Origin of the sequence: Leisingera sp. ANG59, from assembly GCF_013317235.1 — a bacterium.
Taxonomy (GTDB): domain Bacteria; phylum Pseudomonadota; class Alphaproteobacteria; order Rhodobacterales; family Rhodobacteraceae; genus Leisingera.
In genome coordinates this window covers 1-15,029 of record NZ_WLCM01000067.1, presented here as the reverse complement: position 1 = coordinate 15,029, position 15,029 = coordinate 1, and the positions used below count along the sequence as shown (strand labels likewise).

Annotated in this window: 11 protein-coding genes and 2 pseudogenes; 4 read left to right on the top strand and 9 right to left on the bottom strand. The window is 64.3% G+C overall.

Annotation, left to right across the window (positions count from 1 at the left end):
- From glyA to GKC28_RS24830, 6 genes and pseudogenes are all read right to left on the bottom strand, one after another.
- Positions 1 to 264: pseudogene (gene glyA / locus GKC28_RS24855) on the bottom strand (serine hydroxymethyltransferase); the annotation flags it as partial.
- 13 nt (positions 265 to 277) lie between these two features.
- A complete protein-coding gene (locus tag GKC28_RS24850) occupies positions 278 to 2,938 on the bottom strand; it encodes a phosphoenolpyruvate carboxylase (protein WP_174149635.1) in 2,661 nt (886 codons plus the stop codon).
- Positions 2,938 to 3,909 (bottom strand): D-glycerate dehydrogenase, encoded by a 972-nt coding sequence (locus tag GKC28_RS24845; RefSeq protein ID WP_174149634.1) that lies wholly within the window; start codon positions 3,907 to 3,909, stop codon positions 2,938 to 2,940. Before GKC28_RS24845 ends, GKC28_RS24850 begins: the two co-directional genes overlap by 1 nt.
- A 100-nt stretch (positions 3,910 to 4,009) precedes the next feature.
- Complete coding sequence (sucD, locus tag GKC28_RS24840) at positions 4,010 to 4,903, bottom strand: succinate--CoA ligase subunit alpha (protein WP_174149633.1); 894 nt, start codon at positions 4,901 to 4,903, stop codon at positions 4,010 to 4,012.
- Complete coding sequence (locus GKC28_RS24835; protein WP_174149632.1) at positions 4,900 to 6,099, bottom strand: malate--CoA ligase subunit beta; 1,200 nt, start codon at positions 6,097 to 6,099, stop codon at positions 4,900 to 4,902. The genes sucD and GKC28_RS24835 overlap by 4 nt, the downstream gene beginning before the upstream one ends.
- A 32-nt stretch (positions 6,100 to 6,131) precedes the next feature.
- Positions 6,132 to 7,382, bottom strand: coding sequence for an aminotransferase class V-fold PLP-dependent enzyme (locus tag GKC28_RS24830; RefSeq protein ID WP_174149631.1), 1,251 nt, complete (start codon positions 7,380 to 7,382; stop codon positions 6,132 to 6,134).
- Positions 7,383 to 7,692: 310 nt separating this feature from the next.
- On the opposite strand from GKC28_RS24830, the gene GKC28_RS24825 reads away from it, so the two are divergent.
- The 3 genes from GKC28_RS24825 to GKC28_RS24815 all read left to right on the top strand — a co-directional run bounded on the left by GKC28_RS24825 (position 7,693) and on the right by GKC28_RS24815 (position 10,816).
- Positions 7,693 to 8,307 carry a response regulator transcription factor gene (locus tag GKC28_RS24825; protein WP_174149630.1) on the top strand — a complete coding sequence of 205 codons (615 nt, stop codon included), beginning with the start codon at positions 7,693 to 7,695 and terminating at the stop codon, positions 8,305 to 8,307.
- Between the two features lie 188 nt (positions 8,308 to 8,495).
- Entirely contained in the window at positions 8,496 to 9,473 is a 978-nt protein-coding gene (locus tag GKC28_RS24820) for a CoA ester lyase (RefSeq protein WP_174149629.1), read from the top strand.
- Positions 9,474 to 9,553: 80 nt separating this feature from the next.
- The gene (locus tag GKC28_RS24815; RefSeq protein ID WP_174149628.1) at positions 9,554 to 10,816 is read left to right on the top strand and encodes a glycerate kinase; all 1,263 of its coding nucleotides are present in this window, start codon (positions 9,554 to 9,556) and stop codon (positions 10,814 to 10,816) included.
- A gap of 112 nt (positions 10,817 to 10,928) precedes the next feature.
- Here GKC28_RS24815 and GKC28_RS24810 read toward each other — a convergent pair whose 3' ends face one another.
- Together GKC28_RS24810 and tdm are read right to left on the bottom strand one after the other, a co-directional pair.
- Complete coding sequence (locus tag GKC28_RS24810) at positions 10,929 to 11,345, bottom strand: group II truncated hemoglobin (protein WP_174149627.1); 417 nt, start codon at positions 11,343 to 11,345, stop codon at positions 10,929 to 10,931.
- A 30-nt stretch (positions 11,346 to 11,375) separates the two neighbouring features.
- Positions 11,376 to 13,745 (bottom strand): trimethylamine-oxide aldolase Tdm, encoded by a 2,370-nt coding sequence (tdm, locus tag GKC28_RS24805; RefSeq protein WP_174149626.1) that lies wholly within the window; start codon positions 13,743 to 13,745, stop codon positions 11,376 to 11,378.
- Between the two features lie 179 nt (positions 13,746 to 13,924).
- Here tdm and GKC28_RS24800 point away from each other — a divergent pair, with 179 nt between their 5' ends.
- Positions 13,925 to 14,767: a DMT family transporter gene (locus GKC28_RS24800; protein ID WP_174149625.1), complete on the top strand. Its 843-nt coding sequence runs from the start codon at positions 13,925 to 13,927 to the stop codon at positions 14,765 to 14,767.
- Between the two features lie 89 nt (positions 14,768 to 14,856).
- Here the strand turns inward: GKC28_RS24800 and GKC28_RS24795 are convergent.
- Positions 14,857 to 15,029, bottom strand: a pseudogene (locus tag GKC28_RS24795) (bifunctional methylenetetrahydrofolate dehydrogenase/methenyltetrahydrofolate cyclohydrolase); the annotation flags it as partial.

Here is a 15,029-nt window from a genome sequence, read left to right as displayed (position 1 = left end):
CAGCTGCTTGGCGCGGTCGATCGCCAGGTTCTCGGCGACGTCGACATACTGGCAGCCGCCGTAGTAGCGGCGCCCCGGGTAGCCTTCGGCGTATTTGTTGGTCAGCACGGAGCCCTGCGCTTCCATCACCGCGGCGGAAACGATGTTCTCGGAGGCGATCAGCTCGATCTCGTCGCGCTGGCGGCCCAGTTCGGCCGTGATCGAGGCAAACAGTTCAGGATCGCGCTCAGACAGCGCTTGGGTGAAAAACAGATCTTTGGACATTCGGGGCTCCTGTCTATCCAGTCCAGCCAAGGCCCGCAGCAACGCAGTTCATCGACTGCATCAGCGGGACCGGCACTGTTGATGATTTCCGGGCGCGCTCCTCGCGCAGGAGGCGCACCTGGGTTTTGTGAATTTCGCGCAGCATGTTCTCCACCCGGCCGAAGCGGGCGCGCAGGCGCGGGAACCGCTGCGACAGGCTGCTGTCGCCGGTCAGGAATGCAATCGCTTCGCAGGCAAGCTGGTATTCCTTGCGGATGGATCCGAAGATGCGGTCGCGGATTTCAGCGTCCTGCACCAGCGTTGCGTAATCGGCAGCGATCTCCATGTCGCTTTGCAGCAGGGTCTTTTCGACCTCATCCACCACCAGGCGGAACAGCGGCGAACCCGCGAACATGTCCAGCAGAACCGCATCGCCGCGGGCGCCGCGGAACTTGCGGAAGCTGGCAACCGCAGAGCCGAAACCGTACCAGCCGGTGATCATGTGGCGGTTCTGCGACCAGGCAAAGACCCAGGGGATCGCGCGCAGGTCATCCAGCGACCCGGCGCCGAAACGGCGCGCAGGGCGCGAGCCGATCTTGAGCATGGCCAGTTCTTCCACCGGGCTGGCCTGCTGGAAATAGTCCAGAAAACCGGGTGCGTTCAGCAGGTTGGAATAGGCTGCCTGAGACATGCCCGAGAGCGCCTCGAAGGCGTCATCGAACTCAGGGTTCACCGGCGGGGTGCCCTCCTGCAGCGAATGGCGCAGCACTGAGGACGCCATCAGCTCCAGCTGGTGCAGGGCAGTGCCGCGGTTGGCATATTTCGAACTGACAACCTCGCCCTGCTCGGTGATCCGCATCCGGCCCGCGATTGTGCCCGCAGGCTGGGCCGCGATGGCACGCTCCGCAGGGGCGCCGCCGCGCGAGACCGAGCCGCCGCGGCCGTGGAAGAACACCGGTTTCATCCGGTGCGCCGCCAGGGTGCGGGTGATCAGCCGCTGCGCCTTTTCCAGCTCCCAGGTGGAGCAGAGGAAGCCGCCGTCCTTGTTGCTGTCGGAATAGCCCAGCATCACCTCGATCCGGTTGTCGCCGGATTTCAGCGAGCGGCGGGCAAAAGGCACGTCCAGCAGACCATCAAGGATCCCGGGAGCGGCGCGCAGGTCGCCGATGGTTTCAAACAGCGGCACCACTTTGAGCGCGGCCTTCTCAGCCCCGAACCCGGCGTAGCGCGCCAGCAGGTAGACCCCCAGCAGGTCATCGGTGGAGCGGGTCATCGACAGGATGAACGGCCCCATTGCCTGCGGATCCTCGCCCGCACCGGCATCGCGCATCAGCCGCAGCAGTTTCAGCAGTTCGCCGCTTTGCGGGCTCAGCTCATCCGGTGTCATATAGGGGAGCGAGGCGCTGCCCAGCTCCTTGCGCAGCCGCGCCGACCAGTCCGGGCTGCCGAATTCCGGCACATCGCCGGACCGCGCCCAGATTTCAGTCAGCGTTTCCGTGGTCACGGTGGAGTTCTGACGCACATCCAGCGTCACCGTGCGGAAGCCGAAGACATCGGCCTGCCAGCGGATCGGGCGCACGTAGCGGGCGGCCAGGCGGCGGGCGCCGATTTCCTCAAGCGCCTCTTCTACTTCCGTCAGGTCGGTGACGAAATCGCCAAGGTGCTTATAGGCACCGGTTTCCTCGGCAGCGGTGGCCTTGATCCGCGCCAGGATTGCGGTCAGCGCCTGGCGGAAGACTTCGCCGGGATTGCGGGCCGACAGCGCCGCAGCCCCCGGTGCGGCGGCGATAACCTTTGCCAATCGGGCAGAGGCGCTGTCCGGCAGGGCAAACACGGCGGCCGAAATGGAGATCCGCTCGGCAGCAGTGGTCAGCGCCTTCTGGTAGCGCTTCAGGATCGCAGCTCGGTTCGCGGTCAGCGCAGCAGCAGTGGCCTCCACCGTCACATTCGGGTTGCCATCGCGGTCGCCGCCGATCCAGGAATGGAATTTGAGGCAGGGTGCGTCAGCACTCTCGCCCAGCCGCGGTTCGGCGGCAGCGATATAGCGCTCAAACAGTTGCGGCACCGCTTCGTACAGGCTGTCGCGGAAGAACTGCAGCCCCCATTGGATTTCATCCTGCAGGCTGGGCCGGTCGCGGCGCAGCTCGCCCGTCATCCACAACAGGTCGATTTCCGAGCGCAGATCCTCCAGCAGATCGGCACGTTCGCGCGGGGTCCAGCGCTTGGCTTCCAGCGATACCAGCCCGCGGTAGATGCGGCGGTGAATTTCCAGGATGGTGACGCGCTTGGCTTCGGTCGGATGCGCGGTCAGGGTCGGGCCAATGGAAAACTGGCTGGCGATCTCCTGCAGCCGCTCCGGCGTGGCCTGTTCCCCGGCCAGGTCGAGCGCGCGGGCAAAACTGCCCTCGACCACTTCCGGCCCGTCCTGGGTCTCCGCCATGCGGCGGTCGCGCATGGCGGCGTTTTCCTCAACGATCTTCAGCAGCTGGAACCAGATGTTGAAGGCCTGCATATAGGCGGTCGCGGGCTGCCCGCCGGACAGGTCCCAAGCGGTTTCAGAGACCGCCTTGGCAGCAACTTCCGGCGCCCGCTGGCGCAGCACGTCCAGCCACAGCGCATGCAACTCGGCACGAAGCCCGGCAGCATAGGTGGTGTCTTCATAGTCTGCGTGGGGGGTTTCAGCAGGATTGCCCATCACATCACCCGGTCGCGCGGCTCGCGCCCTGCAAAGAAATCGGTCAGGTTATCGAGCACGCGGAAGCCCATCGCCTCGCGCGCCTCCCGGGTGGCGCTGCCCAGATGCGGCAGCATCACCAGGTTTTCGCAATCCAGCAGGTCCGGGTTGATGCGCGGCTCGCCGTCGAACACATCCAGCCCGGCGCCGCCGATGGTTTCGAACCACAGGGCACGGGACAAGGCCAGCTCGTCGATCACTTCGCCGCGGGCCGTATTAATAAGGAATGCATCCGGCTTCATCAGGTTCAGCATCCGGGTGTTGATCAGATGCCGGTTCGCAGCGCCGCCCGGACAGTGCAGCGAGACAAAGTCGCACTGCGGCATCAGCTCTTCCAGGCTGTCCGCCTGGGTGGCGTTGTAGCGAGCGAGGATATCGGGGGACACGCGGGAGCGGTTCTGCACCACGATCTTCATGCCGAACCCGTGGTGGGCGCGGCGGGCCATCTCCTGGCCGATGCGGCCGAAACCGACGATGCCCAGCGTCTTGCCGGAAACCTTGGTGCCGACCAGATGGGTCGGGCGCCAGCCGGTCCATTCGCCGGCGCGCAGCTCGCGCTCGCCTTCGCCTGCGCGGCGGGCCACCATCAGCAGCAGCGTCATGGCGATGTCGGCGGTGCATTCGCTCAGCACATCAGGGGTGTTGGTCACGGTCATGCCGTGACCGGCTGCGCCATGCATATCAATGTGGGAGTAGCCGACCCCATAGTTGGCCAGGATCCGGGCCTGCGGCTTGGCGATATCGAACGCCTTGGCCGAAATCTTGTCAGTGACGGTCGGCAGCACCGCGTCATAAGACGTCATCGCGGCGCGCAGCTCGTCCTCGGTCAACGGCTTGTCGCCCGTGTTCAGCACAGCATCGAAGGCCTCGGACAGCTGCGCCTCCACTGCGGCGGGCCAGCGGCGGGTCACCAGAACCTTGGGCTTTGCCATGATTTCATCTCCCTGACGTGCTTGTGCTTTTATTAATGCGCCCCACCCCCGCCATTGCCCCGGGCCAGGGGTGGAGCGTTGCGCCTGTTCCGTTGCCGGATCAGGCGGCGTTCTTTTTCATCACGCTTGCGATGGTTTCGCCGATCACGGCGGGGTTCTCGGCCACGGTCACGCCGGCCGCCGACAGGATTTCCACCTTCTCGGAGGCGGATTCGCCGAAGGCCGAGATGATCGCGCCCGCGTGGCCCATGGTGCGGCCCTTGGGGGCTGTCAGGCCCGCGACATAGGCCACCACCGGCTTGGTCACGTGGTTCTTGATGTAATCCGCCGCTTCCGCTTCCTGCGGGCCGCCGATTTCACCGATCATCGCGATGACCTCGGTTTCCGGATCCTTCTCGAACCATTCCAGGATGTCCTTGAAGGAGGAGCCGTTGATCGGGTCGCCGCCGATGCCGACCGAGGTGGAAACCCCCAGGCCCAGCTCTTTCAGCTGCGCCGCGGCCTCATAGCCCAGGGTGCCCGAACGGCCGATGATGCCCACGGTGCCCGGCAGGTAGATGTGGCCCGGCATGATGCCCAGCAGCGCCTTGCCCGGCGAGATGGTGCCCGCGCAGTTCGGGCCGGTCAGGATCATCCGCTTTTCCTTGGGATAGCGGTACATGTAGCGCTTCACGCGGATCATGTCCTGGGCCGGGATGCCGTCGGTGATGCAGACGCAGTAGTGAATGCCCGCATCCGCCGCTTCCATGATGGAGTCGGCTGCAAACGGCGGCGGCACGAACACCAGCGAGGCATTGGCGCCGGTGGCCTCCACCGCTTCTTTCACGGTGTTGAAGACCGGCACGCCCTCGACGGTCTCGCCGCCTTTGCCCGGCACCACGCCGCCCACGACGTTGGTTCCGTATTCGATCATGTCCTTGGTGTGGAACCGGGCGATCTTGCCGGTGATGCCCTGGACGATGACACGGCTTTCGCGATCAAGAAGGATGCTCATTTGACGGCCCTCACACGAGTGTTTTGATCAAGGTCGTTTTTCCACGCGCCGACGGCCCGCTCGGCGGCTTCCATCAGCGAGGTTGCGCGGATCAGCGGCAGGCCGCTTTGCGCCAGGATCTTCTGGCCTTCCTCCACGTTGGTGCCGGCAAGACGGACCACCACGGGCACGTCGACCTGCACTTCCTTCAGCGCCTGCACGACGCCTTCGGCAACCCAGTCGCAGCGGTTGATGCCGGCGAAGATGTTGACCAGAACCGCCTGCACATTGCTGTCGGACATCACCAGGCGGAACGCCTTGGCGACCCGCTCAGGCGTTGCGCCGCCGCCGATGTCCAGGAAATTGGCAGGCTCGCCGCCGGCCAGCTTGATGGTGTCCATGGTCGCCATCGCCAGGCCTGCGCCGTTCACGATGCAGCCGATGTTGCCTTCCAGGCCGACATAAGACAGGCCGCGGTCGGCCGCGCGGCTTTCGCGCGGGTCTTCCTGGCTCTTGTCGCGCAGCTCCGCGATCTGCGGGTGGCGGAACAGGGCGTTGTCGTCAAAGGTCATCTTGGCGTCCAGCGCGATGACCCGGTTGTCCGAGGTGACCACCAGCGGGTTGATCTCAACCATGGTGGCATCCAGTTCGGAGAACGCCTGGTAGCAGCCCTTGAGGGTGCGCACCATCTGCTGCGTCATCGCCGGTTCGATGCCCAGCTGGAACGCGATCTCCCGCGCCTGGAAGTCCTGCAGGCCAACGGCCGGCTCAACGGTCGAGCGCACGATGGACTCGGGGCGCTCGGCAGAGATCTCCTCAATCTCCATGCCGCCTTCGGACGAGGCAACGATCATCACCCGCTGGCTGGAACGGTCCAGCACAAAGCCCAGGTAGATCTCGCGGGCGATCGGCACCGCGCCTTCTACATAGACACGGTAGATGCCTTTGCCTTCGGGGCCGGTCTGGTGAGTCACCAGCTTCTTGCCGAACAGGTTCTCGGTTGCCTCATAGATCTCGGCTTCCGAGTTGCACAGCTTGACGCCGCCCGCCTTGCCGCGGCCGCCCGCGTGAACCTGGGCCTTGACGATCCATTTGTCGCCGCCTAGTTCCCGCGCGCGGTAGGCCGCCTGCTCGGGGCTGTAGGCCAGCGCGCCCGGGGGAACGGTCACGCCGAAGTTGCTCAGAACTTCCTTGGCCTGATACTCGTGGATATCCATGGTCCTCTCCTCCTCATGGATGTCGGAATTAGTTACTCAGCGGCCTCAAGGGCTGTGGAGTAGTGCCGGTCGAGCAGGGCGTTGATCGCCTCCATGTCGACGTTTGCGCCCATATCGTTCATCGCTTTGCCGAAGCGGTTGACGATGTCGGTGATGGCGGCGGGGGTGATCTGGTTCAGGATGCCGATGCGGACCTGGACCGGCTCCGACAGGGTCGGCCAGATGCCGAAACCAACGGCGCGGCAGTTGCCCACCAGTTCCTTTTCGCGGCCTGCCAGATCGCCGGGCAGGTTCAGAACCACCAGGCTGGTCATGTTGCTGGTCACGTCGCAGCCCATCGCGGTCACGGCATCGCGCAGCGCTTTCTCGTGGAAGGCATAGTCGCGGGCCTTCTGGGCGCGGCCGTGCTGCAGGGTGATGCGCAGCGCCTCGTGGAAGGCGGCAACCGCATAACCGGAATGGGTGCGGTGGTAGGTGCCGGCGGCAACGTCCTGGCCGTCCACGATGCCCCAGTGGCGGGCTTCCAGGATCGGGTTGTGGACATAGGAGTGGCAGCCGTTTTCACGCACGGTCTGGATGTACTGGTCGGTGAACGAGACCGGCGCGTAGGTCAGCGGCAGGCACAGCACGCCTTTCTGCGGGCAGGACGCCCAGCCGGCAACGCCGGGGTAATCGTCGATCGAGAAATCTTCGATGCCCAGCGACGACACCGCGTCGATCAGGCCCATCACGCCGTGCTTGACGCAAGCGTCCGAGAAACCCTTGAGGTCGTTGATGCGGCCCGAGCCGGTTTCCCAATGCGCCATGAAGGCCCACTTGGGCTTCTTCTCGGCCAGCACCTGCTCCACCAGCTTGCCGGAGACCGACTCGCCGTGCGGCACGTCGACCACGGTCACGGAGGCCGGCTGCGGGTTCATCGCGTCAGCGGCCAGCTCCTCGCGGGTGGCGGCCTTCATCCGGATGGTCATTGCGTCGATGCCCGAGAAGGTGCCATTCTGGAAGGCAACCACGGTGTCGCCGGGCAGGATCGCGTTCAGCATGCAATCGAGGCCGGAGAAGCCGGTGCCGCCGACGCCGTAGGTGTAGGTGTTGGCGGTGCCCCACAGGTCGCGCAGCATCTGCTTGCACTCGATCATGCCGCGCAGCACGTCCGCCTGCATGTGGTCGGCCAGGCCGGTGTTGGCAAAAGCCTGCAGCACGCGGGGGTCGGTATTGCCCGGGCCAGGGCCGGCGGCCAGGGTTTCCGGGATTTCCAGGCTGGGGAAGATCGTGGGTTCAGTCATCGGGGTCAGGCCTCGCTGGTTTCGTTTCGGCGATGTGCCGGAGGTCCCTGGCCTTCTGCGCCGCGATCTTCGCTGCGGGAAGGTTTGTTTCCTGTCGTGCAACATCTGTTAACCCAAGGAAAACCCAGGTCGACAAAACCCGCAACATTCCTATATCCTGCTTTTGGGTATCTAAAGGGGTGGCAAAAAACCTACCCAAACCGGTAAAAATACCGTTGCATACCAAAATGGACCCTACCCGTTTGGGTGGTTTTTAACAAAAGGGCACCAAATGGCTCCTATAAGCGACAAAGTTTCCCCGATATCGGTCATGCTTGCTGACGCAAATCCGCTGGTGCTGTCGGCGATGTCCGAGATCTTCGACAAGGACCCGCGATTCTCGCTGGTTGCCACCTCCGCAACCGCCGAAGGCTTCCTCGGCACGGTGATGCGGGTGCCGGTCCAGGTCGGGATCATCGACTGGAACCTGCCCGCGCTCGGCGGCGCCAAGCTGATCGAGGTGCTGCGCGACCAGGCCAACGCGCCGCGGCTGGTGGTCTATGCCGACGACAGCGGCGACGTTCCGCGCAAGGCGATGAGCGCAGGCGCCGCCGGCTTTGCGCCGCGCTCCAGCGCCGTCGACGGGCTGCTGGACACCTGCCTGGCCGTGGCCGCGGGCAAGATGGTGTTCCCCTTCCTCGACGTCCGCGGCCTGCAGACCGATCCGATCGAGCAGCTGTCGCGCCGCGAGCGCACCATGCTCGAGGCGCTGTCCAAGGGGCTGACCAACAAGGAGCTCAGCAAGGAGCTGGAGATTTCGACCAACACGGTGAAGTTCCACCTGTCAAACCTCTACGAAAAACTCTCGGTCAAGAACCGCGCCCAAGCGATTGCGTTCTACTACGCCAACCGCGCCGCCAAAGGCGATTTCAGCCTGGAGGAATGACCCCGGATTGCCGCCCCGCGCCCTCGCGTGCGTGCTCGCACACGCGGGCGCACGCGAGAGCGCGACGCGCGGGCGCGCTCCCGCGCGAATGTATTTAAATGAAAACTTTTTTCTTGACAGTAAACACCCTGATGGGGAATGCCTAAGGAGGAGAGGACGAAACCCCATTGCGAATGAGGAGCGCACCCATGTCGTTTCATACCGTCGAACAGGCCCCTGGCCGCCTGAACCGCAGCGAGCTGGCAATCCCCGGCTCTCAGCCCCAAATGTTTGAAAAAGCAGCAAAATCCGATGTTGATGTGATCTTCCTGGATCTCGAAGACGCGGTTGCGCCGGACGAGAAAGACCAGGCCCGCAAGAACATCATCAAGGCCCTGAACGAGATCGACTGGGGCAACAAATCCATGTCGGTGCGAATCAACGGCCTCGACACCCACTACATGTACCGCGATGTCGTCGATGTGGTTGAACAGGCAGGCGAACGCCTCGACCTGATCATGGTTCCCAAAGTCGGCACCGCAGCCGATGTTTACGCCGTCGACATGCTGGTCACCCAGATCGAAGACGCCAAGGGTTACAAGAAGCGGATCGGCTTCGAGCACATCATCGAGACCGCGCTCGGCATGCAGAACGTGAGTGAAATTGCCGCAGCCTCCAAGCGCAATGAATCGCTGCATTTCGGCGTTGCCGACTACGCCGCCTCGACCCGCGCCCGCACCACCATCATCGGCGGTGTGAACCCTGATTACTCGGTGCTGACCGACCCGGCCGCGGACGGCTCGCGCGACGTGCACTGGGGCGACATGTGGCACTATGCGCTGGCCCGCATGGTGGTGGCCGCCCGCGCCAACGGCCTGCGTCCGATCGACGGCCCGTTCGGCGATTTCCAGGACAAGGAGGGCTACAAAGCCGCCGCCAAACGCGCTGCGGTTCTGGGTTGCGAAGGCAAATGGGCCATCCACCCCAGCCAGATCGAACTGGCCAACGAGGTGATGTCGCCGTCGGACGCGGAAATCACCAAGGCGCACCGCATCCTGGAAGCCATGGCTGAGGCCGAAGCTGCCGGTAAAGGCGCAGTGTCGCTGGACGGCCGCCTGATTGACTACGCCTCGATCCGTCAGGCAGAAGTGCTGGTGGAAAAAGCCAAGCAGATCGCCGGCAACTAAGCCGCCGTCCGCTTTCAAGACCTTACGCCGTCCCGGCATTGGCCGGGGCGGCTACGCGGCGCTATGCCAGGGAGACGCAGATGACCGGATTGCTGACCACCGCCAAGGCCCTGTTTCAGGCCGCTGTCGACCGGGCAGACCCGGCGCAGGCGCTGCGTGCCCAGCTGGCATCCTCGCCGCTCTCCCCCCTGCCCGAAGGCGGCAGGAACGTGCTGCTGGCCGTTGGCAAGGCTGCCATCCCGATGATGCGCGAAGCGCTGGCGCTGATCCCGGATGCGGACCAGGCTTTGGCGATTACAAACCCCGAAAATTACACGGAAATCCCTGGCGCCACGGTGATCTGCGGCAGCCACCCGGTCCCGGATGAAAAGAGCGCCTCCGCGGGCCTGGCGGCCATTGAACTGGCCCGTTCCCTTGGCCCCAATGACCGGCTGATTGCGCTGATTTCCGGCGGCGGCTCCGCCCTGATGGTGGCCCCTGCCCCCGGCCTGACACTGGCGGACAAGGCCGCGGTGAACAAGCTGCTGCTCGCCTCGGGCCTTGAGATCAACGAGATGAACCTAATCCGCCAGCAGCTGTCTGACACCAAGGGCGGCGGATTGCTGCGCCACGCTGCGCCCGCCCAGGTGCAGGCCTTCATCCTGTCGGACGTGATCGGCGACGACCTGCGCGCCATTGCCTCCGGCCCCACCGTGGCGCCGATCGGCACCCGTGCTCAGGCACGGGAGATCCTGCAGCGCGCCGGCATCTGGGACAGTGCCCCGGAAGCGGTCAAAACCCTTTTCAGCACCGCTGAGGAGGCCCGGGACACCCCACCCCCGGCCACCAACACATTGATCGGCTCCAACCGCCACAGCCTCAAGGCGATGATGGCCGCAGCGGCGGAGGATTGGGCTCCCAAGCTGATCTCCCACCGCTTGGTCGGCGATGTGGCTGAGGCCGCGGAAACCATTGTGGCTGCTGCGGAATCCGCTCCCAAGGACAAACCCGTCGCACTGATATTCGGCGGCGAAACCACGGTCCAGCTTACCGGCACAGGCCTTGGCGGCCGCAATCAGGAACTGGCCTTGCGTGTCGCCAAACTGGGTGCGGAACGCCTTAGCGGCGACTGGCTGTTCCTCTCCGGCGGCACTGACGGGCGCGATGGCCCCACGGATGCAGCAGGCGGCATCGCCACTCCCGCCACCTGGGAGGCCATCAGGGCAGCCGGTCAGGACCCGGACGCACTGCTGGCCAACAACGACAGCTACGCGGCCCTCAAGGCCTCCGGCGCGCTGCTGATCACCGGCGGCACCGGCACCAACGTGGCCGATGTGCAGGTTTTCCTGAGGCTGCCCGGCTAACTACTGGACAGCTCCCGCTTTTCATCTTTCCGGAAATACCCCCGTCCCGCTGCCCGGCAGGCGGCTTTGCCGCCGACAGGAGAGGCTTCCGCAGCTGCCGCAGGCACTGCGTTCAAGCCGGCACGCGCTTCTCGCCCCACTCGGCCAGATCGTTCACCAGCATCAGCGCCACCCGCCGGAACACCTGGCGCAGCCGCTCCACATGCGGCCCTTCCAGCTTGAGCTCCGCCAGCGCCTGATCCATGCACTTGAGCCAGTTCTCGGCGTCTTCCTCGGTGATCGGCACATGGGCGTGCATCAGTTTCACGTCCATATGCCCGTGTTTTTCCTCATAATAGCGGCGCCCGCCCATGAAGCCCGACAGGAAATTGAACTGCTCGATCCGGGCATGGTCCATGCCATGCCCGCGCTTGTGCAGCTTGACGATCTGGGCGCCGGTTCCGGTTGCCTCGACAATGTCGTAGAACCGCTCAACCAGGGTGCGCAGCACTTCCTCGCCGCCAATCTGCTCAATCAGCTTCTGAACCATTTAACCTCCCTGCCCCGCAAACGGGCGGCCTCAGGATTGAGGTCGGGTTTTCTTGGGGTCGTAATGCGCAAAGGGTACAATCTTGGCAGGCAGCCGTTTTTGATGCCCGTCAAGTTTGCCGATTTCCACCTCGGTCCCGGCTTCCGCGCAGGACACATCCACCCGCGCCAGGGCGATGTTCTTGCCCAGAAGCGGCGAACGCATGGACGAGGTCACCTCGCCAATCTGCGCCCGGCCGATGTGGACGCAATCGCCGTGGCCCACGTCGATGGCCGAGTCGATATCCAGCCCCACCAGCTTGCGCGCGGGTGTGGTCTTGCGCCGGATCAGCGCGTCGCGGCCGATGAAATCGTCCTCCTTGGACTTCAGCGGCACGGTGAAGCCGATGCCCGCCTCGAACGGGTCAGTCTGGTCGCTGAAGTCGTAACCGGCAAAAATCAGCCCGGCCTCGATCCGCACCATATCCAGCGCCTCCAGCCCCATCGGGCGGATGCCATGGGCCTTGCCGGCCCCCCAGACCGCATCAAAAACTTCGCTGGCGTGTTTCGGGTGGCAGAAGATCTCATATCCCAGCTCGCCGGTGTAACCGGTGCGGGACACCACCACCGGCACACCCTGGTCATCGCCAATGCGCGCGGGCGTGAAGCGGAACCAGCCGAGCTCCTCCAGCGTCGGATTGTGCGGCATGGTCCAGATGATCTTCTTCAGCAGGTCACGGCTCTCCGGGCCCTGCACGGCGATATTATGCTGCATGTCGGTCGAGGAGCGGATCAGCACGTTCAGGCCCAGCTTCTCCGCCTGCTCGCGGATCCATTCCCCGCCATAGTCCGAGCCGCCGATCCAGCGGAAATTGTCCTTACCCAGGCGGAACACGGTGCCGTCATCGATCATGCCGCCATGCGGGTAGCACATCGCGGTATAGACCACCTGCCCCACCGCCAGCTTCTTGATGTTGCGGGTAAAGATATACTGGCACAGCGCCTCGGCATCCGGCCCGGTGATCTCGAACTTGCGCAGGGCGGACAGATCCAGCACCACGCATTTCTCGCGGCAGGCCCAGTATTCCTCCAGCGGTCCGGATTCGGCGTAGCAATTGGCCAGCCAGAACCCGTTGTACTCGACGAAATTGCGGGTCATCTTGCTGAGGCGGTCGTGGAAACCGGTTTCCTTGGTCATCTTGGGCTCCGATTCAGGGGTCGCGCGGAACGCAATCGCCCGCTTGAAGGTTTCTTGTCCGCTGTAGGTGCGGACGTGAATGTCGGTGGGGTTCCAGCCATTGGCGGCGCTGGTGTCATCCGGGCAGGCAGAGCTGACGCAGACCAGATCGGTGAGCGCCCGCAGCAGCACATAGTCGCCAGGCCGGGTCCAGGGTTCATCGGCGTACATCACGCCGTGGTCATCCAGCCCGGTATTGAAGAAGAAGTTGATCGCCATCCAGCCCGCCCGCGGGGTCACACCATGCTGGGCCAGCGTCGCATTGAAATTGTCCGAGCAGTTCACATGGCCGGGATAGCCGATGTCATCGTAGTATTTCGCCGCGCAGGCCAGGGCAAAGGCATCATGGCGCCCCACGGTGTCCTGCACCACCTCGACCAGCGGCAGCATGTCCTGGTCATAGTATTTCGCATGCAGCCCCGGCATCGGATAGGCATGGCCCATCAGCGTCCGGGTGGTGGTCACGTCCAGCGCGTGCTCAATCCCTTTGTCCAGCTTGCGGGCGGCAAAACACTGGAAATCCGTGCACTGGCGCCCGTCCACATCAATGATCTGGATGTAGTCGCCCGCCTTTACGAAATAGCTTTCCGCGGTGGCGCTGTGCACCCGCACCTCATTCACCGGCTCCGCCAGCGGGTCAGGCAGCTCAAACCGGGCCACCTGCTTGATCACGGCACGTTTGACCATCACGGTCAGCGAGGTCGCAGTGTCCTGCTTCTCGAAATCCATGATCCCGCCGGGCGCCGCGATGATCACCACGCCGTCGCGCTGCGCGGTGAAGCTCTCCTCGGTCTTGGCCGGAGTGTCCGAACCGAAGAACCGCACCGCACCGCCCTGCGACAGGTCAATGCCCCGCGCCTCCATCCCCATCCGCAATCCGCGCAGCGACTGGTCGGAAGATGTCAGCAGCGCTTTCAGCCCGGCCGCGTCTGAATTGGCGGCCGCACCGAGGATACCCGCATCAATGCGGCCCTTATCCTCTGCCGCCACGATCTCGCAGGGCTGGCCGCCCTCGTCATTGACCACCGTCACCGTGTCGCCGGTCTCGATCCGGATCAGGATCGCACCGCAGCCCTCGACAACATAACGTTCGGTTCCCTTGGGCAAAGAGAACACCGATGGCTGGTACAATCCGGACGGCCGCGGCGGCCCTTTGACAACCTCAGGGAAGCTCATGTCATTCATCGCGCATCTCCTGTTGGACTCCGGCAAAAATTGCACTGCCGGAATATTTATTTATTGAAAAGAATATTGCGTTCCTCCAATCTAATCAACAAACATGTTGATTTTCTGCGGAAAAACGGCGATTGCCCGGGATGCGGCATTTTCCTGGGGGTGAATGCCGCAAACAAAAGGATAACGCCATGCACTCGCTGCTACTTGGCCTGGCCGCGGCCCTTGCCTGGGGGATCCATGACCTCTGCGTACGTGTTGTTTCGCAGAGAACCAGCATTCTAACTGCCCTTCTGACCGTGTTTGCGGCCGGCGCGATTCTTGTTGCCGCCGCCGCCCTGATGTTCGGCGACTGGCAGGCAATGACAGTTCCGGCCGCCCGTCTCGCCGGGGCATCCGGGGTCCTTTTCGGTCTTGGCTCCTATGCGCTGTACCGTGCCTTTGCGCTGGGTCCGGTCAAGCTGGTGGCACCGCTGATCGGCGCTTACCCGGTGCTTTCTCTGGGCATGGCAATGCTGCAGGGGCAACCAGTTGGGCCAGGCCATTGGCTGGCGGTGGCCGCCGTGGTCGCCGGCGTGGGCTGCATTGCAGTTTTTTCAGGGAAAGATGACAGCAGCCCGCTCAATCTGCAGGCCGGCGGCTGGGGGCTGATGGCGGCAATCGGCTTTGCACTGACCTTCGCCACAGGCCAGGCCGCCACTCAGGCCGGCGCCGAATTGCCAGTGCTGATCGTGACCCGTGTGGCCGCCATCCTGCTGGTGGCAGTTCTCGCGTTGATTGCTCGGGCGGTACGGTTTCCCTCCCGCCAGGTCCTGCCGCTCCTGTGCCTGATGGGTGCGCTTGATGCCTCAGCGCTTGGCCTGGTGATCTACTCCGGCACCCTTCCCCGGCCCGAGTTCGCCTCCGTCTCCGCCTCCCTGTTCGGCCTGGTCACCGTGGTCCTGGCCTGGCTGCTGCTGCGCGAAAGCATGAACCGCGCGCAATGGATCAGCGTCGCTGTCACCTTCGGCGGCATAGCCTACCTGGGCTTCTGACCCTCCCGCCTTCTTTCACCTTTGCAAAAAATACTCCCGCCGGAGGGGTCCGGCGGGAGCAGTTCAGTCAGCGCTCAGCGGTGTGCGCTTCAGGCGGTGAGGCCTTCGGGCTCAGCCAGGTTGTGGGCGCGGCAGCAGGCGGTCACCGTGTTGGCCAGCAAACACGCAATGGTCATCGGGCCGACGCCGCCGGGCACCGGGGTGATGGCGCCGGCGCGCTCCGCGGCGGAGGCGAAGTCGACGTCGCCCACCAGCACGTTCT